The organism is Lancefieldella parvula (genome assembly GCF_963547875.1).
In the GTDB taxonomy this organism is placed as follows: domain Bacteria; phylum Actinomycetota; class Coriobacteriia; order Coriobacteriales; family Atopobiaceae; genus Lancefieldella; species Lancefieldella parvula_D.
The window spans coordinates 20,584-37,116 of record NZ_CAUUSI010000002.1; the positions used below are offsets into that span (position 1 = coordinate 20,584).

Below are 16,533 nucleotides of genomic sequence, written 5' to 3' on the forward strand. Positions count from 1 at the left end.
TAGTATGACATTTGTTGCAACATGGCTTGTAACTACTGTTGCTACGTTGGTGGCCTGCACCTTAATTCCAGGTCTAACTATTGTGGGAGGCTCGTGGGCAGGTCCTATTCTGTTCTCATTAGTACTCGCAGCAGTCAATACGGGCATTAAGCCTGTTGTTAAGCTACTCTCATTGCCTATTAATGTGCTAACCCTAGGTATTTTCTCGCTCTTTATTAATGCCTTTATGCTTGAGCTTTCAAGTTTTATTTCTAGGAATTTGCTGCATGCGGGCGTTGCTATTGATTCTTTAGGCACCGCTATCCTGGGATCAATAGTTATCTCAATTGTCTCTTCAATTGTGATTAGCCTTACTGGTCTGAAGAAGGAGAACCTTTCGTAAGTTCCTTCTGGGCTTTATCCAGTTTGGCAAAGCTTTCTGAGATAGCAGAAGTAATCTGAGAGATCTGCGATGACTCGGTAATGTTTTCAATCAAAGATGTTGCTGATGCATTGACAAGCGAACTAAGGAGGTCAAAGAAGACTTCTTTGGTTTGCTTTTCTGTTTTAGTGAGTGCTGCAACAACAGGCTGTAAGTTTGCGGGCGAGCTAATAATGTCGCTGAAATAGACTGCTCCGCCTGCCGAGAGAGCGTCAAAGAGCTCATTAGTAAAGTGCTCACGATCAGAGAGCGGGAGTTCTTTATACCAGTTGCTAAACGCCTCGTTAATCTTTTTACATTCCAGCTGGAAGTCGTCAGCAAACTCAAAGGTATTGCGAGAGACTTGCCATGAAACGCCGTCGTGAGCCATCATACCTGTCTCGGAGCTTTTTACGATGAGCTTTGGAACAGCAGGATCATCAAAAATCATGCCAACTACACTAAACTCAGGCAAAATTCTGATGTATTTATCTCCAAGCACCTTATGGGCTGTGGTGGGAAGAATTTCTGGACACATGTTAGGACCGTCGTTACTCCAGACGCGATCAATTGTGCCAAGCAGCTCGTCAGGGCAGACTGTTGCTGCGTATGCCGCAAGATTGCCACCCTTAGAGTGACCGCCAACCATAACGTTTGCGCAGGTAGTGCTATTGCCATCTGCAAGGTGTTCTCGAATACGTTTCTCAAGGTATAGTGCTGCTGATTTATCAGCGGAAGTAACCTGGAAGCTAAGGTTAAGGTTTTCTCGCCAGCCAACCAGGGTACCGTCGGTTCCTCTAAAAGAAACAAACATCTGCCCCGTAGGAAGATAGACGGTAAACGCTGCAAACTGCAGGCTTTTCTCGACATTAATACGATCTACATAGCGGCCAAGTTCAATGTTGGCAAAACGAGGAGCATTGACCAGCGCTTCAAGGAAGGTTCCATCAACGCGAGAAAATCCCGTGATAAGAGACGGGTCATCTTTAAGTTTTTCCAGTATTTTTGCGCAAGCGTCACCAAGTAGAACGCGTTTCTCGCTTCGTTCAGAAGGAACGACGCCGCCAAATCCCAGATAGGAAAGGATTGAGAGAATCAGGTTATCAACGTTGTTAAAGGGATCATTCTCAAACGTCAGATCGCCGCGCCAGTGTAGATAGTCAACGACATTTGCCATGATGCCTCTTTCCTGTTGGTACTTTTCGTATACTAAGCATAGAGGAAGTTTGATTGATTTGGGGAGAAGCCCGTGGAAAAAGCTACAGTTTCTTCAAAAGCAGCTGCTGTTCAGAAGCGCTTTGTTTTTGCAGATGTTCTTACCATTCTGGCAGGTATTGCTGTTGTTATGTTACATACCTCGCTCAACGTTTTTTCTCTTGCGCACACTAAAACATGGGCTTTCTCTTTAGCTCTGCAAGCAGCGTTTATTTACGCGGTACCCATCTTTTTTATGCTGAGTGGCATGAATCTGCTTGGATATAGAAGCAAATACTCCACAAAGACATTTTTTATGAAGCGTGCTAGAAAGACGCTGATGGCGCTCATTTTTGGCAGCGCAGTGGTGTATCTGATGTACGTGCTTTTTCCTACAAAGTTTTGGGGCGCCGAAGAGGTTGCGGCAAGCGCTGGTGTTGCTGATTTTGTAAAGCGCTTTCTAACCAATAACGTTAACAGCACTCTTTGGTTCATCTATACCATTTTGTATCTATATCTTTTGACGCCTGTGCTTTCTTTGGTAATTCAAAAGAAAGAAACCCTGCTCTATGTTATGGCGCTCACGCTCTTTGTGAGTTTTGGCCTGCCGCTACTTGAGTTCATTGGCGTTCGTGGTGTTTACTTTGATCAGCTGTTTAGATGGGCTGCGTTTAACAGCGATGGCCTTTTCTACTATCTGCTGGGATATTACGTTAAGACGTATTACGACGAGCTTCCAAAATTTACTAAAAACAATCTTGTGCTTGCTGTAATTTTCTTGCTTTCGTCTGCGGCTATGTTTGGCTGGGGAGTTATTGCTAACAACTTTGGAACCCCATTAACTCCAGAAATGACATATCAGAGTTATCCCATTACTATCAAAAACTTCCTTTGTGTAGTACAAGCGGCATCTTTGTTCTTGTTTGTGCTGAACCTTGAACCAAGTCTGCAGGAGCTTTCCGATGGTACCAAGAAGCGCATCAGCACGGTATCTGCTGGTGTTTTAGGAGTCTATCTGTTCCAGATTCCTGTTATTAACTTCTTGGGACTAAGACTTGGCCGATTCCCGTACAGCTTGCTTGGAAATGCTTTTGTACGGGGCATCTTTGTCTTTGTAGTCACAATTGTTGTAGTTATGGCGTTCCAGTGGCTGATGAGGCAGATCAAGCTGAAATTATCTGCTAAATAGCTTTCGCTATGTCATCTGAGAAATTGAGTTGATATTAGAAATAATTTTAATATCAGATAAAATATGGTTTATATAAACTGAAGGAGTACAGAGATGAGCTCTTTTACGTTTTTTAAACATAAAGAATTTTCTAATAACGCGTCCGAAAATGTAATAAAAACGTCACATCTTCGCACGTTCAATCCCACTAGAATACTGGGCTTTTGTTTGCTTAGTTTAATCTTTGGATTTCCTTTTCCTGTGATTTTAATTCCTAGTGATGATGTTTATTGCAATGTGCCATTGGTTTCTTTTGTAATGTGCATTTTTGTTGCTTGTGTCTTTGATAAGGCGTATCGCATTCTCAATGGTGAGTCAGTTCAAAAAACAATAAAGAGCCTGTGTTTGTGTCTGGTCATTTGGTTGTTCTCAGCTCTATTTATTTACTGTTTAGCGTACATAGATTTGGGATTTGGTGGAAAAATTGTCAATACAGGTATAGGTCTCTTTGTATTTATCTGTCTTAGTCGGATTGTGATTCGTTAATAAATAAGCCTGCATCAAATATGCGGGCTTATTTTGAAGGTTTTGGATTAGTTTTATTCAGTGACTAGCGACCAGTAACAAGCGTGAGCGTTGCTTCTCCAGAAGCATTTGCTGTGCTTACGTCAACGTCAATGACACCTGGTAGATCGCTTGCGATTTCTACAATTTGAGATACGCTGACTTCTTCAGAGAGCTTTCCGTTTGCTCGCTGCTCAAAGAGGGCGCCTGCAAGTACACCACGCATGTGTTTTGCGTTATGCGATACAACACTGCGCTTTCCCGTACAAGGATCTTCTCGCTGTACGACAACTTGCAACAGCTCACAAGGATGCTTTGCCGAAGGCGTCCACATCTTTCTGTATTCACCCGAGCGACAATCTACAATTATTTGATCTTTTAGAGCGGCGTTTAACAGGGGATTAAGCTGCTTTTTCCAGTAAGTTGCAACGGTACCAACGGTGGGCAGCTTGATTGAGGCAGACAGTCTATAGTTGGGGAGAAGATCGTGCGGTCTTACAACTCCCCAGAGACCAGAGAAAATCATGATTTCTGAGTTAAGGATATCTGCTGGTAATGTGACTGTTTTCTGCGTGTTTTCTAACGTAACGTTTTCAAGTGTTTGGTTGAACTTTGCAGCTTCAAAAAGTACGCCAGTATAGAGATTGAGTGCGGTTGTGGTTGGAGCTTCATAGACGTCTAGGTTGTCGGCTATGTCACCGACGGTATTAGGACCAATTTTAAGCATCTGAGCTGCGTTTGCGTGAGAACATACCTGGTGTAAGTCCTTGATGAGTTCTTCTCGACAGCTGGTGAGTTCAGAACCAAACAAAAGTGATGAGAGATTAAGAGAAGGTCCCGAGGTGGGAGCGGTTTTTCCTGATGATGGAGGAAGCAAAATAATCATGAAAATCCTTTTGATACGGGATTTTTAGTTGTTGTTTAGTTTGATTCTAATTTATGTCCGGTGTGCGTGGTAACTTTAGAAGTAAGAAAAATCGGAGAGGTGACGTATGGGCTTGCTTCTGTACAAACAACAAACAGGTGCTTTCTTATCAAACTCTGTTAAAGAGCAGTTAGAGACTTCGCTTGAGAGGTGGGGTTCTGCTCAGCTTATAGTGCCTTCTTCCGATGCTGTGCTGTTGGTTAAGAGGAAGCTTGGAGCCATCCAAGAGCTTTCTGTTGGCGTGAATGTTTCAACTTTTGATGAGTGGATGCGCGATCAATGGAAGCTGTATGGAAGCTCTGATCGTCTGCTTTCAAATACGCTTCGCAAGGTATTTTTCCAGCAGATTCTGGATGGAATGTCTGCTGATGAGCTAGGCACTTTAACTACGAGCAAGGGTACGGTGGAGCTTCTGTCTAAGCTTGCTCCAGAGTATCTTACAGAACTTGATCAGATTACGACCTCCGGTCAACTTTCTGCTGGTCAGATGAGTGCTTGTAAGGTGCTCGAGCGCTACAAGGCGCTGCTTGAAGAAAAATCTTACGTTGAGATGTGTCAGTGTTTGGACCACCTACTGCAGTCCATACCAGCACAAGGACCTGCATTGGTTTTCTCGCGAGTTGAAGATCTTTCGGAGGCACGTCTTCAGTTTGTGCGCAAGCTGTCGCAGAAGCGGGATGTGGTGTTTTCTCTCTACGTGCCTGAAGGACCGGCAGGTTATGCAGCAGAGCAGCAGCTGGAGTTGGTTGGCGGTCCGGGATGCGATTGTCGTGTGGATACGGAGCCGGCGCCAGCCGCAAAAAGTCAGGAGCTCACCGATCTTCTCGCCAGGGTGTTCAGGGCCAAGGAGGGCAATGAGGTTACGCCGAGCGGTGCGGTAACGTTTTTGTCGCCGCTGGGTCAGCATGCCGAGGCGGAGTCTATCAGCAGGTATATCTCTCAGCGCGTTGAGTCTGGTAGCAAGAGCTTTGTGGTGTACACCTCAGATTCACAAAGGGTTTGGGATGCGCTCTCGCAAAAGCTTGCAGCAAAGGGGATTGCTGCTCACTATAAGCGTTCGGTGCGTATTCAAGACTCGCTTGCAGGACGTGCGTTTGCTAGCTTGATTGATGCGTACGTCACGCTCAGTGAACGTGCAGAGCTCGAGAAAAACATTGACTACCAGGCATCTGACCATCAGATGGGGGATATGTCGTGGTGGCCTCCACGTACTCTTATGGACTATCTGATTTCACCTATTTCAGGTATAAGCGTCGAGCGCGCGTGGATGCTGGATAAAAGCTGGCGCGGTAATAGAACGCTGTATGCCACCAGAGTGCTTGAGACGCTTTCTAAAGCAGCTATGAGTTCACGCCTGTGCGCAGAGACCATCAAGAGCCTTGAGCTTGGCAGAATTGGCTCTGCTGCTCAGCGCATTATTGAATACCTTTCTGCAGAAACATCTGATGAGCAGGCAGAGGTTGTCCAGTCTAAAGAGTTGACACTACAGTCTCTTCAAAACCAAGAGTCGCTTAAGGTAATGAACAAGATTGTTTCTTCTGCTCAGGAGCTACATGAGGCAGGATTAAAGCTCACTCCTCAGACACTCAAATCTTTTATTGAGCTTTGCAAAGACCAGACGGTCATGACGCCTGTTTCTAATGGTATCCAGTCTGATATTCAGGTGCTAATCGCTCCTGTAAGCCAAGCTCATTCTTTTGAGCCACATTCTTTTGATGCCGTCATTTTCCAGGGTATGGATACGCTGAATTTTGGTGTCAAAGCATCAGACGGTGCACTTCAAGAGTTTGTTCGCCATGCAAGCCAAATGCCTAAGGTATCAGAGTTTGCACGATATCAAAGAGATTTTTATACGGCGCTTACAACTGCTTCCATCAGCGTTGCGTTTGAGAAGGTTGAGCAAAAAGATGTCTTTAATGCAGTAGCTCTCAGTGAGGTTAAAGCATGCTATCCCAAAGACTATGCAAAGAAGACAGGGGTTGCACGCGGAGAAGAAGATGTGCTGGTAAACCTGTTGCCTCAAGCTACTGACCCAGAACGTGTTGCAGAACTCCCAACAATCGAGTCTGGTGAAATTGACCCTAAACTCAAAAATATTGTGGTACTCCCACGTCATTTGACTAGGGAGATCCTTGAGCAGGAATTACAGGGTCTTATAGAGGTCTCGCGAGAGGGGCTACCGCTTCTTTCCGCTTCTCAGATTGAGACGTATCTTGAGTGTCCCTACAAGTGGTTTACGCAACGTCGAATCAAAATTTCTCAGGTAGACACTGACTTTGCTCCAATGCAGATAGGTACCTTTATCCATCGTGTTTTGGAGCTAACACACGCAACACTTTTAGCTGAATCACTTGGTTGTGATGTGGCTGAAGTTGATTCAGTGGTTGAATCTGCGCTTTTACAAGACATTCCTGGATCTAGGATTACATCTGATAATCTAGATCATGCAAAACAAGTGTTAGACAGCTGTTTTGCCCAGGTCTGGGATGAGCAATTCAACAACATTAACCGAGCATCTTCAAATGAGCTTATTCCGCATAGCATTCAAGAAAGAAAACAGGTTGAGAATATACGAGAAAATCTCAAGGATCTTCTCGAGTTTGAAGCTTCGCACTTTATTGGCTATCAGCCCAGGTTTTTTGAGCTTCGTTTTGGTAGAGAAGAAAATGTTGTTGAGTATGCAGGAGCTCAATTTACAGGCTCGATTGACCGCGTAGATGTAAACGCTCATGGTCAGGCACTTATTATTGACTATAAACACAAGGCCACAAAAGATCTGAAGGCTTATTCAGCAAAGCTAAGCCTGGATAGTGAGCTTTCAAAAGAGATCCTTCCAAGGCATGTACAGTCTGCAATATATGCTCAGATTATGAGAAAACAGCTCACCAAGTATAAGCTTGAGCCAGTTGCTGCAATTTATCTGGGCACCAAAGAGCAAAAAGATAAGCCTTCATTTGCTCTTGCAGGCATGGCAACAGAAGCGGCAACAGAACATATTTGGAACATGAATCCGGAAGATAAAAAGCTTAGGGACCAGGCAGTTATGGTTGTGTCTCAAAACTCAGCGGAGTTTGCAGACTACTTGGACGCTTGGGAGAGTTTAATTGCTCAGAAGGTTCAAGCCATGCTTTCTGGAGATGTTCGAGCCAATCCTTGCGATAAGGATGCATGTAAGTATTGTCCAGTAAAACTGTGCGACAAGAGGAGGTAAGCTACTATGGCTGACACACGTTATACGCCTGGTCAAGAGAAGACCATCAAGACGCTTGATAAGCCTCTTTTTGTTGCAGCAGGTGCAGGTTCAGGAAAAACTTTTACGCTTACGCAGAGAATTGTGTGGGCTTTAAAAGAAGGTTCGGGAGCTGACGGAAAGTCGTATCTGAATAGCCTTGATCAGGCATTGATTATTACGTTTACCAATGCCGCAGCTACAGAAATTAAAGAGCGCGTTAGAGAAGCTCTAGAAAAAGAAGGTCTTCATAGCGCTGCGTTGCAGGTTGATGATGCGTGGATTAGTACTATCCACGGTATGTGCAGCAGAATCTTAAAGATTCATGCACTTGATTTAGGTCTTGATCCTGAGTTTGAAATCATTGACGACATGACCAGAAATCAGCTGGTCAATATATCTATTGAAGAAGTACTCAGAGAGCTTTCGCAAGATGAAAGCTATGCAGAGTTTCTCTCAACCTATGCAGGGAACAGAGATGCACTGAAGTCTCGTATTGAAACGCTGATTTCGTACGCTCAGTCATCTCCTGTAGGAATGGATGCTATTTCGTTTGTAGGGGATAGCTCTGACCTGGAAGTTCTAAAAGCGGAGCTTGAGAGTCTCTGCGGTGCACTCGAAGCGCTAAGGGCTGCAATTTCTGCCACAAAACCAGATGAAGCAGAACAGCTACAAAATGTTCAATCTGAGCTTTCAAGTAAATTGCAGCAACACTTGGTTCTCTCGCTCACTGATTTTGACCAGGCGTTTTGGGAGGCTCTGGGAAAAGCCGTTAAGGCCATCCGTTCTTCAAAAGAAATAAAAAATGTAAAAGATGAAGCTGTATACCGGCTTAAGGTTTGTAGCGCTTTATTTGGACTTATTCAGGACATGTCTGAGGGTCAGAGTCTAAAAGATGTTACAGAGCAGGTCTACAAGCTCTTTAAACAGAAGAAACTTGCTGTTGGCGGCCTTGATAACGATGACCTTTTGCATCTAACGGCAAAGGTATTCGAAGAGCATCCAGAGATTGCAGCTGTTTACACGGATAAATTCAAGCTTGTAATGGTTGATGAGTTCCAAGATACGGACCAGCAACAGGTGCAGATGATTAAGAGTCTCTCAGGTAAAGATGCTCAATATCTCACAACAGTTGGTGATGCGCAGCAGTCAATCTATCGATTCCGCGGTGCTGATGTTGATGTGTTCTTTAGACGTCAAGCAGAGGTTTCAGAAGATTTGCAACCCCGTCTTGTAGATAATTTCCGCAGTCACAACGAAATTTTGCGATTTGTTGCAAAGGTTTGCAGCGCTGACGGCATGATTCCTAACTTTATGGATCTGTCTGCTGGGCGAGAAGAACCTGCAACTCCGTTCATTGCTCATTCGCCACGCGTATATTTTGAAGTCACAAAATTTGAAAAGTCAGGAAATTCTAAGCCAGGCGATGACGTTACAAGAAGCCAGCTTGTTGCGTATCAACTTGCAGATAGAATCAACACGCTTATGCAGGATGAGAAGATCCAAGCAAAAGATGTTGCAATTTTGATGAAATCAGTTAAAAAGGCACAGCCCTATATTGAGGCACTTCGTACCTTTGGAATTGAAAGCGTGGTCTCTGGAGCTTCAACGTTTGGTGAGCAGCCTGAGGTTCAGCTGATTGGTAGTCTTTTACAAGCACTCGCAAATATGTACGATTCATACGAGGGACTGTTTCCTGTACTCTCGAGTGAGATTTTTAGCCTTGATGCGTCTGACCTGCTTCTCTTGGGCACTAATTTTGGAGAAAATGGTCAGAGGATTACCAATAGAGATATTGCAGAGTCAGTGGTAAATGACGCATTTAATCCACCTTTTGAGATAAGTCCAAAGCTCAAAAATGCTTTAGAGGTGTTGAGTAACGCTCGTAGCTCTCTTTCAAACAAGAGAGTTTCAGACGTCATTAAAAAGGTAGTTCTTGATGCTGGATGGATTTCTCGCCTTCAAAAGATGGGAAATGAGGGACAGTCAAAGATTGCAAATATCTTTGCCGCTCTTGATCAAATTGATAGCTTGCAAAAGGAGCTAGGCGTTGGCGTTGCTTCAGTTGCAAAGGCGTTTAGTCAATGGTGTAACACGGCTAAAGAGTCACCAAAGGTGCTTCACTGCAGCACTCAAAATGCGGTTACCTTTATGACTATTCATGCTTCTAAGGGATTGGAATTTCCTGTTGTTGCTGTTGTAGGAGCTGTTTCTGGTCCTAAGGCAGGCGCTGGTAGTGAACCATTTTTGCATGTTAGAAAAGACGATTCGTATCAGATTGCATTCTCAAGCAGTTCTAAAAAACTTCATGAATTGTATGACGACTGTCATGAGGTCCCTACAAGCCTTGATGAGTGTAAGAACCTTCTTGAGTGGAGAATGTTCCTGGAAACTCAAGAGAATGAGTTTGAAGAGCAGGAGCAGAACCGCCGTCTGTATGTTGCTTTAACACGCGCTCGAGAAGCAGTCATTCTGACTTCAACCATCGACCTTACAAAAGAAGGAATTAGTCCTCGTTATACACGCAAGATTACAAACGCCTTGTTTAAAGAGCCGCCACTTTCTGCTGGTGAGCATCAGTTTGAATATGGTGGAAATCTTGCTGGTTGTATGCGTGTTGTTCAGGGTTCTGGAAAAAAGGATGAGCCTATTCAGGTTGAAGGTTTAGAGTTGGTTGAACCTTTTGGCGACAAGTCCGAACCCTCTGATGGCAAGCCAAGTGAAGAGGAAAACTCGCAGGCTGTTGAAACGTTTGACCTCTATGAGAAGGTAAGACTAAGTGTTATCTCAGAAACTATATATGATCAGCGAAAAGATTTCTTTAGTTACTCATCAGCTCATCAACAAATGGCAGAGAACTTCAAGGGAGAGAATAACCAGAATCTTGAGGAGCAGTCTCAGGTAGTAAGTCAGGAGCATGAGGCGGACAACCTTCAATCGGCAGCTGAGACTTCCGTTGTTTTGCCTGGTACATTAGCTGACGATGGAGTAGATCCAACAAGCCTCGGTTCAGCCTTCCACGAGCTTGCTCAGATTATGGTTGAGACTCAGTCTAAGGTTGATGAACAAACTATTGATAAATTGTGCTTAAAGAATAGCGTTCCTCAGCGCGCGATATCACGAGTCAAACAAGCACTTGAACTGTGGAGCAATTCTGCAATCAGGCAAGAAGCTTTAGCTCATGATGTGGTTATTGCGGAGTCTCCTTTTACGCTGCAGGTTGATTCTGAATATGGGAACTATGTAGAAGGAGCCATCGATCTTCTCGCTTATAATAAGGGAAGCAAAGATGCGCTGGTAGTTGACTATAAAACAGGCGATAAGAGCCTTAGTGCAACTCAGATTTATGAGCATCATCAGATGCAGGCAAACTTCTATGCCTACGTCTTGATGCAGCACGGATTTACTAAGGTTGAGTGCGCATTTGTTTGTGTTGAGGTTGAAGAAGCTGGTCAGCCACACGTTGCTCGTTACACGTTTGATGTAAACCATCAACCACGGCTTTAAGGAGGCAAGAACGTGCCTTTTGCACATGTTGTTTTAGACATACCAACTCGTGCTCTTTCTGGCACGTTTGATTACGCCATTCCAGAATCTTTGGAAGAAACTGCGGTTGTAGGAACAACAGTCTTGGTGCCGTTTTCTCACAGGCAGGTTGTTGGCTACATTGTGGGTGTCTCAGACCGTGTGTCTTTAGGTTTAGATGTTTCTCGCGTCCTTCCAATAACACAAGTTCTAGCAGATTCAGCATTTGATGAGCAATCTGCGCAAGTAGCAGAATGGATGAGCAAAGAATACGCCTGTAGTTACGCAGACGCTTTGCATCCATTTTTAGCGCCTGGCCAAAAGGTTAAAGTCACCAGAAAAGATACAGAATCTCCCTGGCAGCTTGTGTGTGAGAAGTCCGGTCCTGTTGATGAGCGATGGGTTGAGCTGACAGAAAAGGCGGCTGACTTTACGCCTGCGGTAAATGCAAGCAAGCAGCGATCGGTGCTTGAGGCTCTGGCGCAAGGTGCCATGAGGTTATCCGAGCTCTCGGCCACAATCCCAGGAGCTCGCAGTGCAGTAACTGCACTGCAGAAAAAAGACATCGTTGAGGTGCGCACACAGCGACAAATTCGTGGAAGCCAGGAGGGTCTGGGAACCACGCTTTCAAGCGGTGTAGCACCTCGTCCTCAGCAACTTACTGAGGGGCAAGAGTCTGCTCTTGCAGCAATCGAGGCTGCGCAAACTGCTGCTCAGGGCGATGTTGTGCTTATTGATGGTGTAACGGGCTCAGGTAAAACTGAGGTGTATCTCTCCGCTATTGAGAAGACCTTAGCGGCTGGCAAGGGTGCTGTGGTGCTTGTCCCAGAGATTTCTCTTACCGCGCAAACAGTAGGCCGATTCCGTTCACGTTTTGGTGAGCAGGTGGCCGTTCTTCACTCAAAGCTTTCGCTTGGCGAGCGCTTTGACCAGTGGGATTTAATCAGGCAGGGTAGGGCTCGCGTGATAGTAGGTGCACGATCTGCTCTGTTTGCGCCCATTCAAAATCCGGGACTGTACATCATTGACGAGGAACACGAAGCTTCATACAAGCAAGATTCGCTCCCACGCTATCACGCAAGAGAAGTTGCTGCTCAGATGGCCCGTCTTCGCGGTGCTGCGCTGGTGCTTGGTTCTGCAACACCTTCGCTTGAGAGTTTATACCGAACAGCTCAAGGAAGTTGGCGTGGCACTAACTGGATGCGTGTTGCCATGACCGAGAGGCCCGGTGTGGCGGTTCTTCCGCAGGTCCAGGTAGTTGATATGGCTTCCCAGTTTAAAAACGGAGGCAGATCGGTCTTCTCGGCAGTTCTTGCTGAGGCTTTGCAGGAGACAATGGAGCGTGGCGAGAAAAGCGTTCTGCTCCTTAATCGGCGTGGATTTGCAAACTTTTTGATGTGTCGCGAGTGTGGCTGTGTGCCCGAATGTCCGCATTGCTCGACGTCTCTCACGTACCATGAGCGCACGCATTCTCTGGTTTGTCACAGTTGCGGCAGACAGTGGTCTCAGCATGCGTATCCTAACCCTTCTAGCAAATGTCCAAACTGCGGCAGCCGTTATATGGGTGCATATGGCGTGGGAACACAGCGTGTAGAAGATGAGCTCAAACTTCTGCTTGGCAGCGATGCGCCAATTATTCGTATGGACGCCGATACCACGTCCAAAAAGGGCGAACATCAGCGTCTTCTTGAGCTTTTTGATGCAACGCCTGGAGCGGTGCTCATTGGTACGCAGATGATTGCAAAGGGTCTGGATTTTCCTGATGTCACCTTGGTTGGCGTTATCAATGCCGATACCATGCTTAAGTTGCCAGATTTTAGAGCAGCCGAGAGAACATTCGACTTGCTAGAGCAGGTTGCTGGTCGTGCGGGCAGGGGAGAAAAGCCAGGTAAGGTCATCATTCAGTCGTACTGGTCAACACATCCTGCTATTGCTTCTGTTGTGACCCATGACAGACGCCCGTTTCTTGATGCAGAACTTAAAGAGAGAAGAGAGGGGGCTTATCCGCCCTTCTCGCGCTTGTCTAATGTGCTTTTCTGGGGAGTTTCAGAAAAAGAAGTTCGTCGCGTAGCGGATCAGATGGCAGAGGCACTGCATACAAAGTTAGACGCGCAAACAGGATGGGAGATTTTGGGTCCTGCTGATTGTGTAAAAGCTAAGGTAAAAGATAAGTATCGCAGGCATATTTTGGTAAAGGCTCCCGTGGATGCTCAGGTGGGAGAAATTCTTTCTGAGTGTGCTGCTTCACTTGATAAAAGAGTGGGTATCAACATGACATTAGATGTTGATGCTTACGACATGATGTAAGGATAGTTATGAGTTCTGAAGCTGATGATATGGTACTTTGGCCAGACCCTCGTCTGAGCCAAGAGTGCGAAGAGATTGACGATATTAACGACGATGTTCGCAAGATGGCCGAGCATATGCTCAAGGTTATGTATGCCACCGACGGCGTTGGTCTTGCTGGACCTCAGGTTGGCTATATGAAACGCATGGTAGTCATTGATGTTGACTACCCTAATGGCCAAGAGAACCCTTTTGTGCTCATTAATCCAGAGATTAAAATCGCAGATGGCGAGCCTCGTGTGTACGAGGAGGGCTGCCTTTCGTTCCCAGGCATTACCGTTCCGGTTACGCGCCCAAGTCATGTTGTCGTTCACGCATATAACCTCGATGGTGATCTTATGCGCTATGAGGCAGAAGGAGACCTTCTCGCCGTCTGCCTGCAGCATGAGATTGACCACATCAACGGCGTAACCATGCCAGATCACCTGGGACCAGGTGCTCGTATGGAGACGCTGCAGGAGTACAAAGAGGCGTTAGCTTCTGGCGCTCGTCCTGGTCAAACAGACTATTAGGAGTTGACATGCGCGTAGTCTTTATGGGAACTCCAGATTTTGCTGTTCCATCGCTCAAAAAACTTGCCCATGATCACCAGGTTGCTTTGGTTATTACAAGGCCAGATGCCGTTCGCGGTCGTGGTAAAATGCTTGAGCCGTCTCCCGTAAAAGAATGCGCACAAGAGCTTGGATTGCCCGTTCTTGAGGCAAACCGCATGACTCCAGAAGTAATTTCTTCCATGCAAGAGGTACAACCAGAAGCGCTCTGTGTGGTTGCTTTTGGCTGTATTTTGCCAGACGAAGTTATCTCTCTTGCACCTTATGGTGCTTTGAATGTACACGCATCGCTGCTGCCTCGCTGGCGAGGAGCCGCTCCAATTCAGCGTGCGATCCTTGCTGGTGACGTTGTCGCTGGCGTTTCTATCATGAAGATTGCACATGAGCTTGACGCGGGAGATTGGTGCAAACAAGCATCGTGTGAGGTTGGCTCCAAAAATACCGAGCAGCTCACTGACGCTCTAGCACATCTGGGCGCTGACGCACTGTCTGAGGCTCTTTCTGAGCTCAAGGAAGGCTCTCTTGAGTGGCATGCACAGGATGAGCGAGAAGTAACGTTTGCTCCTAAAGTTACTAAGCAAGAAATGAAGCTTGCTCCAGAAGATTCAGCCCAGGTAAATGCGTTGAGGGTCCAGGCTTCGTCTGATACCGCTCCTGCTCGCGCTTCGGTTGGTGGCAGATCTTTGCGCGTGCTCTCCGCTCAACTAGCTCCAAGTGATATTTCTATTACTCAAGGCTCGGTTGTTGTTCAAGATCATAGGTTGTTCCTTGGCTGTGCTGAAGGAACTCTTGAGCTTCTTGAGGTGCGTCCAGATGGCAAGCGCTCTATGGATGCAAAATCATTTGCCGCAGGACTTCAGAAGTCCCAGATGACCTGGCAGATGCTTCAATAATGGCCACCTTAACTCCTGCTCGAAGAGTGGCCTATCAGGCATTCTTTGAGTGTAGACGCAATAATTTACGTATTCGTGATTACTTACGAGAGTCAAAAGATTTCTTGGAACTCTCTGTACAAGACAAAGCTTTTGCTACTCGTCTTGCTCTGGGAGCAACGCTTACCAAAGGTAAGCTTGATGAAGCTTTAAAGAATCATCTTACGTCAGGTATTCACCTAGAACCGAAGGTGCAGGACGCTCTCCGCATTGCTGTATTTGAGGTTTTATATTTAGAGACTAGGCGCGACGCCGCCATTAGCCAAGGTGTTGAGCTGGTAAAGTCTGTCTCAAAGCGTTCTTCTGGCCTTGCAAATGCTGTGCTTAGAAAAATTTCTGAAAAAGAAGCTCAGCTTACGCGTGCAAAGAATCACAAATCTCCTTCAGAGCTTTCGTGGGCGTCAGGCATTCCTGAGTGGATTTGTTTGGAGATTATTGAGTCGCTGGGAGAGTCTGCCGCACAAAAGCTCATTCTTAATTTAAAGAACCCAGCTCCTGTGTATGTTCTACAAAGAAACGTATCAGAACAACAATTGCAGAGCAGCTCTTTAGAGCTACAGCAAACAGTTCTTCCAGATGTGTATGAGGTAAAAAATCCTGCTCAACTGAACGTTGACGCATATGTAAAGAAAGTTCAGCTTGTTCCTGCAGATTTAGCTTCTCAGCTTGTGGCACTTCTCGCGGCATCCTATGTAGACCAAGATATGCTTGAGGTTGGACAGGGTAGAGGGACCAAATCTTTGTTGCTCTCTCATGCATTTGAGGTGCTAGATAAAGAGAATCCCCACATCACCGCTGTTGAGCTTGTAAAAGGAAAGTCCCACGTTTCAAAAAGAAGATTGAAGACCGCTGGACTTTCAGATCAGGTTACATCACTCACGTTTGATGCCACACAGTTTGTATCACCAGAGGTTCCAGAGGAGCTTAATCAAAGCTTTGACGTGGTGTTTATTGATGCTCCATGCTCTGGTTTGGGTACGCTTCGTCGTCACCCAGAGATTGCATGGAACCTGTCTTCAGAAAGCCTGTATGACGGAGGAGAACTTACTGTCTTGCAGACCAAACTCTTGCAAAGCTGTAGCAGTCGTGTAGAGGTGGGTGGCTTTATAGTCTATGCAACGTGCTCACTCTCAAATTCAGAGAATCAGCAGGTTGTAGATGATTTTCTTGCAAGTCCAGAAGGCTCTCAGTTTGAGGTGCAAAGCCTTTTTGAGTGTCCTGCGCGTGCACGTTTAACACCAGAAGCGCAAGAGTTTCTCGATACATGCATTACGCCAGAGGGATTTTTGCAGACGGCTTTTGCCTCCGCCGATTGCGATGCCCACTTTATGGCGGTGCTCAAACGCAAATAAAAAGCTCTTGTTGTGTTGTCCAACAAGAGCTTCATACGTGACGTTTAAAGAGCGCCTTCAGGCTCAAAGCACAGGATTACTTGCCTTTGCTATCGGTGTTGTAAAAACCGGTGCCCTTAAAGACGATGGTTGAGGTGTTGTACACGCGCTCGGTCTCATGTCCACATTTTGGGCACTGAGGAGCTTCCATCTTCAGGCTCATAGGGCGTTCAATTTCAAAGGTATTGTCGCAGTGTGTGCAGTGATAGCTATAACGTGCCATGCTTCCTCCATGAAAACAATTTATAAACGTGAGATACTTTACCCTACTTAGAGTAGATATTTCACGATTGCAACTAATAAGTTTG

Annotated in this window: 11 protein-coding genes; 8 read left to right on the forward strand and 3 right to left on the reverse strand. The window is 45.8% G+C overall.

Annotated features, from left to right (window positions below):
* Window positions 1-4: 4 nt before the first annotated feature.
* On the forward strand, window positions 5-382 hold the full coding sequence (locus RWJ96_RS01705) for a phage holin family protein (protein WP_035427752.1): 378 nt from the start codon (window positions 5-7) through the stop codon (window positions 380-382).
* On the opposite strand, the gene RWJ96_RS01710 is transcribed toward RWJ96_RS01705, so the two are convergent.
* Window positions 351-1,577, reverse strand: coding sequence for an Mbeg1-like protein (locus RWJ96_RS01710; protein WP_314018600.1), 1,227 nt, complete (start codon window positions 1,575-1,577; stop codon window positions 351-353). The genes RWJ96_RS01705 and RWJ96_RS01710 overlap by 32 nt on opposite strands.
* Before the next feature lie 72 nt (window positions 1,578-1,649).
* On the opposite strand from RWJ96_RS01710, the gene RWJ96_RS01715 reads away from it, so the two are divergent.
* On the forward strand, window positions 1,650-2,783 hold the full coding sequence (locus RWJ96_RS01715) for an acyltransferase (protein ID WP_314018602.1): 1,134 nt from the start codon (window positions 1,650-1,652) through the stop codon (window positions 2,781-2,783).
* A 589-nt stretch (window positions 2,784-3,372) separates the two neighbouring features.
* Here the strand turns inward: RWJ96_RS01715 and RWJ96_RS01720 are convergent.
* A complete protein-coding gene (locus RWJ96_RS01720) occupies window positions 3,373-4,212 on the reverse strand; it encodes a peroxide stress protein YaaA (protein ID WP_314018604.1) in 840 nt (279 codons plus the stop codon).
* A gap of 106 nt (window positions 4,213-4,318) precedes the next feature.
* Here RWJ96_RS01720 and RWJ96_RS01725 point away from each other — a divergent pair, with 106 nt between their 5' ends.
* The 6 genes from RWJ96_RS01725 to RWJ96_RS01750 are packed head-to-tail and all read left to right on the forward strand — an operon-like array spanning window position 4,319 to window position 16,186.
* On the forward strand, window positions 4,319-7,462 hold the full coding sequence (locus RWJ96_RS01725; protein ID WP_314018605.1) for a PD-(D/E)XK nuclease family protein: 3,144 nt from the start codon (window positions 4,319-4,321) through the stop codon (window positions 7,460-7,462).
* Between the two features lie 6 nt (window positions 7,463-7,468).
* On the forward strand, window positions 7,469-10,987 hold the full coding sequence (locus RWJ96_RS01730) for a UvrD-helicase domain-containing protein (protein WP_314018606.1): 3,519 nt from the start codon (window positions 7,469-7,471) through the stop codon (window positions 10,985-10,987).
* A gap of 12 nt (window positions 10,988-10,999) precedes the next feature.
* Window positions 11,000-13,312, forward strand: coding sequence for a primosomal protein N' (priA, locus tag RWJ96_RS01735; RefSeq protein ID WP_314018607.1), 2,313 nt, complete (start codon window positions 11,000-11,002; stop codon window positions 13,310-13,312).
* A gap of 8 nt (window positions 13,313-13,320) precedes the next feature.
* A complete protein-coding gene (def, locus tag RWJ96_RS01740; protein WP_314018608.1) occupies window positions 13,321-13,863 on the forward strand; it encodes a peptide deformylase in 543 nt (180 codons plus the stop codon).
* 8 nt (window positions 13,864-13,871) lie between these two features.
* Window positions 13,872-14,795, forward strand: a complete 924-nt coding sequence (gene fmt, locus RWJ96_RS01745) for a methionyl-tRNA formyltransferase (protein ID WP_314018609.1) — start codon at window positions 13,872-13,874, stop codon at window positions 14,793-14,795.
* Window positions 14,795-16,186: a transcription antitermination factor NusB gene (locus RWJ96_RS01750; RefSeq protein WP_314018610.1), complete on the forward strand. Its 1,392-nt coding sequence runs from the start codon at window positions 14,795-14,797 to the stop codon at window positions 16,184-16,186. Before fmt ends, RWJ96_RS01750 begins: the two co-directional genes overlap by 1 nt.
* Window positions 16,187-16,262: 76 nt before the next feature.
* On the opposite strand, the gene RWJ96_RS01755 is transcribed toward RWJ96_RS01750, so the two are convergent.
* Entirely contained in the window at window positions 16,263-16,448 is a 186-nt protein-coding gene (locus RWJ96_RS01755) for a zinc ribbon domain-containing protein (protein ID WP_314009051.1), read from the reverse strand.
* Window positions 16,449-16,533 lie beyond the last annotated feature (85 nt).

Coding starts and splice junctions, on each gene's coding strand:
- RWJ96_RS01730 (WP_314018606.1), top strand. CDS start 7,469: ATGGCTGACACACGTTATACGCCTGGTCAAGAGAAGACCATCAAGACG.
- def (WP_314018608.1), top strand. CDS start 13,321: ATGAGTTCTGAAGCTGATGATATGGTACTTTGGCCAGACCCTCGTCTG.
- RWJ96_RS01755 (WP_314009051.1), bottom strand. CDS start 16,448: ATGGCACGTTATAGCTATCACTGCACACACTGCGACAATACCTTTGAA.
- RWJ96_RS01725 (WP_314018605.1), top strand. CDS start 4,319: ATGGGCTTGCTTCTGTACAAACAACAAACAGGTGCTTTCTTATCAAAC.
- RWJ96_RS01750 (WP_314018610.1), top strand. CDS start 14,795: ATGGCCACCTTAACTCCTGCTCGAAGAGTGGCCTATCAGGCATTCTTT.
- RWJ96_RS01720 (WP_314018604.1), bottom strand. CDS start 4,212: ATGATTATTTTGCTTCCTCCATCATCAGGAAAAACCGCTCCCACCTCG.
- fmt (WP_314018609.1), top strand. CDS start 13,872: ATGCGCGTAGTCTTTATGGGAACTCCAGATTTTGCTGTTCCATCGCTC.
- RWJ96_RS01705 (WP_035427752.1), top strand. CDS start 5: ATGACATTTGTTGCAACATGGCTTGTAACTACTGTTGCTACGTTGGTG.
- RWJ96_RS01710 (WP_314018600.1), bottom strand. CDS start 1,577: ATGGCAAATGTCGTTGACTATCTACACTGGCGCGGCGATCTGACGTTT.